The following is an 8,355-nucleotide window of genomic DNA, read 5'->3' as shown; positions in this document are numbered from 1 at the left end:
GTGAGGGTGCCGGTTTTGTCGGAGCAGATGGTGGTGACGGATCCCAGGGTTTCCACTGCCGGCAGGCGGCGGATGAGGGCATGGCGGCGCACCATGCGTTGGGTGCCAATAGCCAGGGTGACAGTGATAACCGCGGGCAGCCCCTCTGGTACCACGGCCACGGCCATGCTCAAGGAGGTTTCCAGAAGCGAGGTGAAAGGGGCCATACTCCTGGCTTGCAGCAGCCCTATCCCCACCACCAGGGCCACCAAAGCCAGGGATCCCGACACCAGCACATTGCCCAGTTGGCTCATGCGCCGCTGCAGGGGAGTGGGCTCGTTTTCCACCGTTTGTAGCAGCTTCGCCACCTTGCCCAGCTCCGTGTTCATGCCGGTGGCAGTAACCAAGAGGATCCCTCGCCCCTGAATCACTTCGGTGCCCATGAAGGCCATGTTGCGCCGTTCCCCCAGCTCGATGTCCGGCGGGAGTACGCAATCTGCCTGTTTGGTTACAGGGGTGGCTTCTCCGGTCAAAGCTGCTTCCCGCACCTGCAGGTTCACGGCCTCGGCCAAGCGCCCATCGGCTGGGATCTGCACCCCCGCCTCCAGCAGCACGCGATCCCCCGGCACCAGTTGGCTGGCTGGAACTTCTTGCCACAGGCCATCCCGCTCCACCCGCACAGTAGGGGAGGCCAGTTTTTTCAGGGCCGCCAGCGCTTTTTCCGCCCGACTTTCTTGCAAATAGCCCAGGCCACCGTTAAGGCCAACGATCAACAAAATGGCCAGGGCATCTTTGGGAAACTCGCCTTCTTGCAAGTCCAAAGTGGCTGAGATCGCCGCTACGGCGATCAGCATCAGCAGCATGACGTTGCGGAATTGATCCAGCAGGACTTGCCAGGAGCTACGGCCAGAGGAGGTGATCAGCTCATTGGGGCCATACTCCCGCTGCCTCTGGATCACCTGCTGAGTGGTGAGGCCGCGATCGGGATCGGTCTGCAACTTCTGGATGGCAGCGGCGAGGGTGAGGCTATGCCAGGCAGGAACAGAAGCAAGGGGGGATCCATCCGGTGGGATCATCGCGACCACTCGAGGGTTCTTGCCGCATTTTGACATACTCCCCGCCCTCGAGGGGGAGGATTCTTGTCATCTCCCCAGTTGTTCGGGCCATAGCTCTTCTGGCGCCAGCGGCTGGGATCATCTTCAGAGCGCCAAGCCCACGACGAGGATCGAACTCGTGACCTCCCCCTTACCAAGGGGGTGCTCTACCACTGAGCCACGTGGGCAAAGCCGATGGTGGGCCGAGTTGGATTCGAACCAACGTAGGCGTAAGCCAGCGGATTTACAGTCCGCCCCCTTTAACCCCTCGGGCATCGACCCGTTGACACCGGTCTTTCATCATAGCAGAAGGTGTTGCGTAAGTCAGACACACTCCCACTGTGCCAATTGTCAGCCATCTCAAAACCGAGGAGTCAGAGTCGAAGCGGAACGAGGCAGCCCCAGAGCTGGGTATAAAGGGATCGGGTTAGGGCTGGGCACTTTTCAAGACAAACTGAATAAGGAACTTGATATCGTTTAAGACAGTTTTCTGACTCCTGACCATGATTTCGACCCTCGGCACTCCCACCCATCCAGAGCAGACCCTTTCCCCCAACCAGTCTTTGCGCCCCTTGACCAGCCGTATCAACAGCCGGGGGCACTTGGAAATTGGGGGGTGCGACGTGGTGGAGCTGGTGCGCCAGTTTGGATCCCCTCTCTACATCCTGGACGAATGGACGCTGCGCCGCGCCTGCCAGCTTTACCGTGACACCTGGGCCCGCTGCTACGCCGGGGGATCCCGGGTTTTGTACGCCACGAAAGCCTGGAATTGCCTGGCCATCTGTGCATTGGCGCTGCAAGAAGGGCTGGGGTTGGATGTGGCTTCTGGCGGGGAGCTGTACACGGCCCTGCAGGCGGGGGCCAAAGGTGAAGATCTCTATCTGCACGGCAACGCCAAGTCTCTCGACGAGCTGAACTTGGCCCTGGAGACGGGCTGTACTTTGGTGGTCGATAGCCTATACGAACTGCAGCAGGTGTCGGCCCTGACCACGCCCGCACGGCCAGCGCGGCTGCTCCTGCGGGTTAACCCTGGTATTGACGTCCACACCCACGAGTACATCCGCACCGGACAAACCGACAGCAAATTCGGCATCGGCCAATGGCAACTGCCGGAGGTGTTTGACTTTTTGGCAGCCCATCCCCAACTGCAGTGCGTTGGGCTCCATGCCCACATTGGGTCACAGATTTTTGATCTACAGGGCCACCGCGACCTGGCGGGGGTGCTGGCCCAGATCTGGCGGCAAGGGCTGGGCAGAGGGTTGCCCCTACAAGAGCTGAATGTGGGTGGGGGCCTGGGGATCCGCTATGTCGAATCCGATGATCCCCCCTCCATCCCGGAGTGGGTGGAAACTGTGGCGACGGCGGTGCAACAAGCCTTTGCCCAGTCCGGGATCCCTTTGCCCAAGGTGCTCTGCGAGCCTGGACGATCTGTGATTGGGCCGGCTGCCGTGACCGCCTACACCCTGGGAGGGCAAAAGCGGATCCCTCCCAGCGATGACCTGCCCCAAGGACGCACCTACATCACCATCGACGGTGGTATGTCCGACAACCCCCGCCCGATCACCTATCAAGCCCGCTATACCGCCCTTCTGGCCAACCGACCAGAGGCAGAGGCCACGCAGCGGGTAACGGTGGCCGGCAAGCACTGCGAGTCGGGGGATGTGCTGTTGAAGGATGTGCTTCTGCCCGCCCCAATGGCAGGAGAAGTGTTGGTGGTTTTGGCGACGGGGGCCTACAACTACAGCATGGCTTCCAATTACAATCGCTTCCCTCGGCCAGCCGCGGTGCTGGTCAACGAGGGAGAGGCCCAGTTGATTGTGCGGCGAGAAACTTATGCCGACTTAATCCGTCAAGATGTCTTGCCAGAGCGGTTGCTGCGTTGAAGGGGAAGTTTGCCCATACCCATCTGGTCAGTAGAGGCACAGCCTTTCCTGGCAGCGCCGACCGCAGCCAACGCACCTCATGCGAGAAAGACTGGAAGACAGCCAGGAGGTGAGTGGTAGGCTGGTCTGGGGGCCGCAGTCCAACAGGGGTTCTGAGGTGCAGAACGGCACCAGGCAGAAGGTCCGCAATGAGGGGAGCGTGAACGGGGTTTTTCGCCATGCTGGCGGCCTTATGGGCTTGGCTACAGCAGTTTAACTTTCTCAGCCTCTTGGACTGGGCTCTGGCTGTCTTTCTGTTGGCTTTGGCTCTCTACTACACCCGCGAAAGTCGTGCTGGGGTGCTGGTGAGGGGATTTATAGTGCTGCTGGTGCTGTACCTGGCCACAGCCTCTCTCCCCTTGGTTCACCTGATCTTGGATCGCCTGCTACTGGGCGCAGCTGTAGCCATGGGCGTGCTCTTTCAACCGGAGTTTCGGCGGCTGCTGGAGCAATTGGCAAGAGCCATCCGCATGGAGTGGCCGAGCAACGCAGGCGATGACGAGGAGGATCCTGAGGAAGATTTGGTGGAAGAACTGGTGCAAGCAGTGCGAGAACTTTCCCAAAACCGCACAGGAGCGCTGATTGTGATCGAGCCGGAGCAGCCAATTGACTCGCGGGTGTTTACCGACAAAGGAGTACCTCTCCAGGCGCGGGTGTCGCGGGAGATCTTGCAGACCATTTTCCAGACTTCAACTTTGTTGCATGATGGGGCTGTGGTCATCCATCGGAATCGCATTCGCGCAGCGGGGGTCATCCTGCCGGTTTCGGAGCGGGCCGCCTCTCGACAGCTGGGCACACGGCACCGCGCTGCGATGGGGATCACAGAGCAGACCAATTGCTTGTGTATTGTGGTCTCAGAAGAAACGGGATCCATTTCCCTGGCGGAGGGTGGGCGCATCGAGCGGCCTCTGACCAGTGCCAAGTTACACGAACTGCTGGTACAGCGGTTGCGCAATCCCCGCGATGCCAAAAAACGAGATGCTCCGCTAAAGGGATTGTGGGCCCACCCCTGGTTTCGCAATGGGCCGCTGCGCTGGTGGGGATCCCTTGCCGATCTGACTAAACTCTTTCGCAAACCTGAGAAAACCCTCCCCGAAGACTGAATCTCCATGACCCTTTCTCCTGCCCATCTTCTGCAGTTGCCTGCCGACCTAGATCCGCAGTTGTTGCCCCGCCATGTGGCGGTGGTGATGGATGGCAACGGGCGTTGGGCGCAAAAACGGGGCTTACCCCGCAGTGTTGGGCATCAGCGAGGGGTAGCGGCCCTGAAGGAGCTGCTGCGCTGTTGTGATGACTGGGGGATCCCAGCCCTTACCGCCTATGCCTTCTCCACCGAGAACTGGGGCCGGGCCCGCGAGGAGGTGGATTTTCTCATGACTTTGTTCGAGCAGGTGTTGTGGCAGGAATTGGGGGAAATGGTGCAGCAGGGGGTGCGCATCCAGTTTGCCGGCCAGTTGTCGGCTCTGCCCCACTCTCTGCAGGAAACCATCGTGCATGCGGTGGAATGCACCCAGCACAACAAGGGCATTTGCCTGACGGTGGCCCTCAACTACGGGGGAAGACAGGAGATCCTACAAGCCTGCCGCTCCATTGCCACCTTGGTGCAGCAGGGGCTGCTGCAGCCGGATCAGATTGACGAGGCCCTCTTTTCCCAATTTCTCTACACCACCGGCCTCTCCGATCCTGACCTGCTGATCCGCACCAGTGGCGAGATGCGCATCAGCAACTTCCTGCTCTGGCAGATGGCCTACACCGAGCAGTATTTCACCCCCATTCTCTGGCCGGATTTTGACCGAGCCGCTTTTCACCAAGCCTTGCTTAGCTATCAGTCGCGGCAGCGGCGGTTTGGCAGGTGAGGTTCCAGGTTGAATATCTGTCGCAAACCGGCAGCTAGCGCAGAAAGCTGGTCACCAACCACATCACCGTAAACGTGATCCCCACCAACAGCGCACCAGGAGCATCGCCACCGGTGAGAGGAAGGGCAATGCCGTAGGCCAACATCAGCCCCAGGCTCAGGCCCGCCAGGGCCAAGAGAAAAGCGCGAATGAAGCGGCGCTCTTTGCGGTACAGGAAATAGATACAAGCCATCAGCCCCAAGGCCAGTTGCAGCGAGGGGTACTCATCGGGAGCCAGGATAACCCAACCCCCCAGCCCACCCAGCAGCGCCGCAGGCCAGAGGGCATCGGCGGTAGAGGGGGTATCCAGCCAGCGGCTGACCCAGGGGGGATTTTGGGCAGCAGGGCGAGGCAAACTCAGCTCCGGCTCAGGATGGGCAGCCCGTTGTTCGGCGTAGCGAATGCGATCGGGAACGGCGATTTTGCCCTCTTTGCGCAGGCGCAGGCGCTGCATCAGGATGGCATCGTAGGCTTGCTCCACCCGCTCTTGCTGCTGTTCATCGGCGCCCAAGCTGGCCAGGAGCCGAGCCCGCGCCGATTGAATCTCTTCAAAAGAGGCTTCTTCGCTAATTCCCAACACCTGATACGGACTCATCTCAGCCATAGCGACCAGCCCTGTAACTCTTTATCACCTTAACCCAGCCTGCCCGACCTTCGATCCGGCTACGTGACGGGGATCGACAACGGGGATTGAGTTGCCGCATTCCCCAAGGCTACGGATTTGGAGATGGAGGCAAGCTCCGTTTGTAGACATCGGGCCACATACTCAACCGCAGCGTAGGTGGTGGCTTTGCCAAGGCTAAGGCGAATGGATCCCAGCGCCTCGGCTTCTGAGTGGCCCATGGCCAAGAGGATGCGGCTGGGGATCAGTTGGCCGCTGCTACAGGCGGAGCCGGCGCTAATGGCGATCCCCTGGCGGCTTAGGGCCCTGACCAGCACATTCCCCGGGATCCCTGCGGTGCAGTAGCTGAGGTGGTGGGGCAGACGCTGCTCCAAATCCACAGGGCCGGTCAGCCGCAAACCGGGCACCTCCGCTAGCAACTGGGCCAAATGCCGTTGCAATTGTCGCAGGCGGGCCGTTTCTTGAGATAGCTCTTGGGCCGCCAAAGCTGCCGCCACTCCCAAGCCGACAATGCCCGGGATCCCTTGGGTGCCAGCCCGCAGCCGCCGTTCTTGCCCACCCCCCCGCAGCAGCGGTCGCAGCTCCACCCCTGGGCGCACGTACAGCGCCCCCACCCCCTGGGGCCCGTAGAGTTTATGCCCGGAAAGGGAGAGCAGATCCACCGGCAGTTGCGCCAGATCCAGCGGGATCCGCCCCACCGTCTGCACAGCGTCGGTGTGGAAGAGCACCCCCGCCTGGCGACAGATCTGACCCAGCTCTGCAATGGGCTGCAGGGATCCCACCTCATTTTGGCCGTGGACGATGGAGACCAAAACGGTATTGGGTTGCAGCGCCTGGATCAAAGTCTGGGGATCCACCTGGCCGGCGGCGTTCACCAGCAGACGGGTGACCTGCCAGCCTTGGGACTGCAACTGGCGGGCAGCATTCTCCACCGAGGCGTGCTCGACGCTGGAGATGATGAGATGTTGGGGAGTAGAGTAGCGCTGGGCCACCCCAAACAGGGCCAGGTTGTTGGACTCCGTCCCGCCTGAGGTAAACAGCAGCGCCTCCGGCTCACAGTTAAGCAGCTCGGCCACCTGCTGCCGCGCCCGCTCCATGGCCATGGCGGCCCGTTCTCCCCACCCGTGCAAGCTGGAGGGGTTGCCCCAGCTTTCCTGCATCGCCATCTGCATGGCCTCGATCACCTCAGGCCGAGGCGGAGTGGTGGCGCTGTGGTCAAAGTAGAGGGCAGGATCCAAACGCAACATGCCAGCTCGACCAGCCGGGGCTCCGTGTTCCTATCTTAAGATCCTTGGCCAGTGTTGCCCAACGCTGGCAGCAGCTTCCCCTTGTTGAGGCCAAACCCGCTGGAGGCAAATTGAGCCTGCCTACTTGAAAAGACTAGTACGCTGGCGGTGCATCACCACCGACTCCACCAAGCCAATGGCCAGAAAATTGGTCAGCAGAGCCGAGCGGCCATAGCTCAAAAAAGGCAAAGGCAAACCGGTAATGGGGGCCAGGCCGATGGTCATGCCGATGTTGACTACTGCCTGAAACAGGATCATTGCCAGCACCCCAATGGCAATCAGGGATCCAAAATTGTCCTTGGCCCCTTGGGCAATCCAGATCAGCCGCGCACACAGGATCCAAAACAGGATCAGCACCCTGACGGTGCCGATAAAACCCATCTCTTCCCCAATGGCCGAGAAAATAAAATCCGTGTGCTGTTCGGGGATGAAGTCCAGCTGGGTTTGGGTGCCCTGCTGGATACCGCGGCCCCAGAGGCCGCCGGCTCCGATGGCAATGCGGGATTGAATGAGGTGATAGCCGGCTCCCCAGGGCTCTTGCATGGGATCGATAAAAATCTCCAGCCGCCGCCGCTGATAGGGCTTGAGAAGGTGCCAAGCTAGCTGACCCAACTGCCCCGAGAGCAGGTTGATTACCCCAAAAGTTACGGCCCCCGTCCACTGCCAGGGGAGACGCCAAGCAGCCAACCCCGCCATTCCCAGACACCAGAGCAGCCAAACCCAAAGCATCCAGCTCAGCTCTGGGCGAGTGTGTAAGCCATAGAGAATGGCTCCCACCCCCGGCGACAGGAGCAAGAGGATCCAACTGCCCTTGGCTCCGGCCCAGTAGAGCATGACCAGGACAATCACCACAAACACCAGGGCAGTGCCCAGGTTGGGCTGCAGGAAAATCAAGATCCAGGGAGGAGCAATGACGGCAACGGCCACCCAAATCTGGCTGAAGTACTTGATCGGCCAGTGGTGCAGGAGAGCGGCCAGGGTGATGATTACCCCCAGCTTGGCAAACTCAGAAGGCTGCACCTGAAAGCCGGCGATGGAGAGCCAGCGCTCCGCCCCTCCCCCCGCCGTGCCGAAAAAGAGCACTGCAATTAAACCTGCCAAGGTCAGGAAGTAGGTGAACCAGTGCCAGCGCAACAGCCGCTCATATGGAATCCGGGCCACCACTCCCAAAAACGCCAGGCTGATCCCGGCCATGATCAACTGCTGTACCCAGTAGTGGCTGATGGGCCGCTCCCAGACCGCACTGCGGATAGCAACAATACCGATGCCCGTCAAGGCCAGCACTGTGGCCAGCAAAATGCCATCGAACTCCCGCCAAGGAGCCAAGATCTGCCGCAGGAGCTTTTTCCACCCAGGCTGAGAAGATACCTTTGGGTCAGCGTTGCCCAGCAATAGACCCGATCCTCCAAAGCAAGGCCAGCCTCAGTTTGACATACCCCCTGCCCTACCGACTTGTTTTCTCATCACTCGCGTTGAGTGTCGATTCCTCGTCGATCCATTTTCTGGCGTGTTCGCCTCCTCTGATAGGGCCTCAGTAGTGCTCCGCACCGCTGTCGC

The 8,355-nt window shown here is 60.6% G+C and carries 7 protein-coding genes and 2 tRNA genes; 3 read left to right on the top strand and 6 right to left on the bottom strand.

All coding sequences use genetic code 11. The features are described from left to right. From NW819_RS00655 to NW819_RS00645, 3 genes are all read right to left on the bottom strand, one after another. A partial coding sequence (locus NW819_RS00655; RefSeq protein ID WP_414412579.1) for an HAD-IC family P-type ATPase occupies positions 1 to 1,055 on the bottom strand: 1,055 nt, incomplete at its 3' end. Between the two features lie 134 nt (positions 1,056 to 1,189). Beyond that, positions 1,190 to 1,261 (bottom strand) — tRNA-Thr (locus NW819_RS00650). A gap of 8 nt (positions 1,262 to 1,269) precedes the next feature. Beyond that, positions 1,270 to 1,355, bottom strand: a tRNA-Tyr gene (locus NW819_RS00645). A 221-nt stretch (positions 1,356 to 1,576) separates the two neighbouring features. Between NW819_RS00645 and lysA the strand changes: the two genes are divergently transcribed. From lysA to NW819_RS00630, 3 genes are all read left to right on the top strand, one after another. Beyond that, a complete protein-coding gene (gene lysA, locus NW819_RS00640) occupies positions 1,577 to 2,956 on the top strand; it encodes a diaminopimelate decarboxylase (protein WP_414412578.1) in 1,380 nt (459 codons plus the stop codon). 218 nt (positions 2,957 to 3,174) lie between these two features. After that, positions 3,175 to 4,098, top strand: a complete 924-nt coding sequence (gene cdaA, locus NW819_RS00635; protein WP_414328940.1) for a diadenylate cyclase CdaA — start codon at positions 3,175 to 3,177, stop codon at positions 4,096 to 4,098. A 6-nt stretch (positions 4,099 to 4,104) separates the two neighbouring features. Beyond that, the gene (locus NW819_RS00630) at positions 4,105 to 4,851 is read left to right on the top strand and encodes an isoprenyl transferase (protein ID WP_414343303.1); all 747 of its coding nucleotides are present in this window, start codon (positions 4,105 to 4,107) and stop codon (positions 4,849 to 4,851) included. A gap of 34 nt (positions 4,852 to 4,885) precedes the next feature. On the opposite strand, the gene NW819_RS00625 is transcribed toward NW819_RS00630, so the two are convergent. From NW819_RS00625 to rodA, 3 genes are all read right to left on the bottom strand, one after another. Continuing rightward, complete coding sequence (locus NW819_RS00625) at positions 4,886 to 5,485, bottom strand: CPP1-like family protein (RefSeq protein WP_011433251.1); 600 nt, start codon at positions 5,483 to 5,485, stop codon at positions 4,886 to 4,888. Positions 5,486 to 5,553: 68 nt separating this feature from the next. Beyond that, positions 5,554 to 6,759 (bottom strand): cysteine desulfurase family protein, encoded by a 1,206-nt coding sequence (locus NW819_RS00620; protein WP_414331900.1) that lies wholly within the window; start codon positions 6,757 to 6,759, stop codon positions 5,554 to 5,556. Between the two features lie 120 nt (positions 6,760 to 6,879). Further along, positions 6,880 to 8,190, bottom strand: coding sequence for a rod shape-determining protein RodA (gene rodA / locus NW819_RS00615; protein WP_414412577.1), 1,311 nt, complete (start codon positions 8,188 to 8,190; stop codon positions 6,880 to 6,882). Positions 8,191 to 8,355: the final 165 nt, after the last annotated feature.

Source organism: Synechococcus sp. R8-2 (assembly GCF_047461715.1).
GTDB lineage: Bacteria > Cyanobacteriota > Cyanobacteriia > Thermostichales > Thermostichaceae > Thermostichus.
This window is presented reverse-complemented; position numbering and strand designations above follow the sequence as displayed.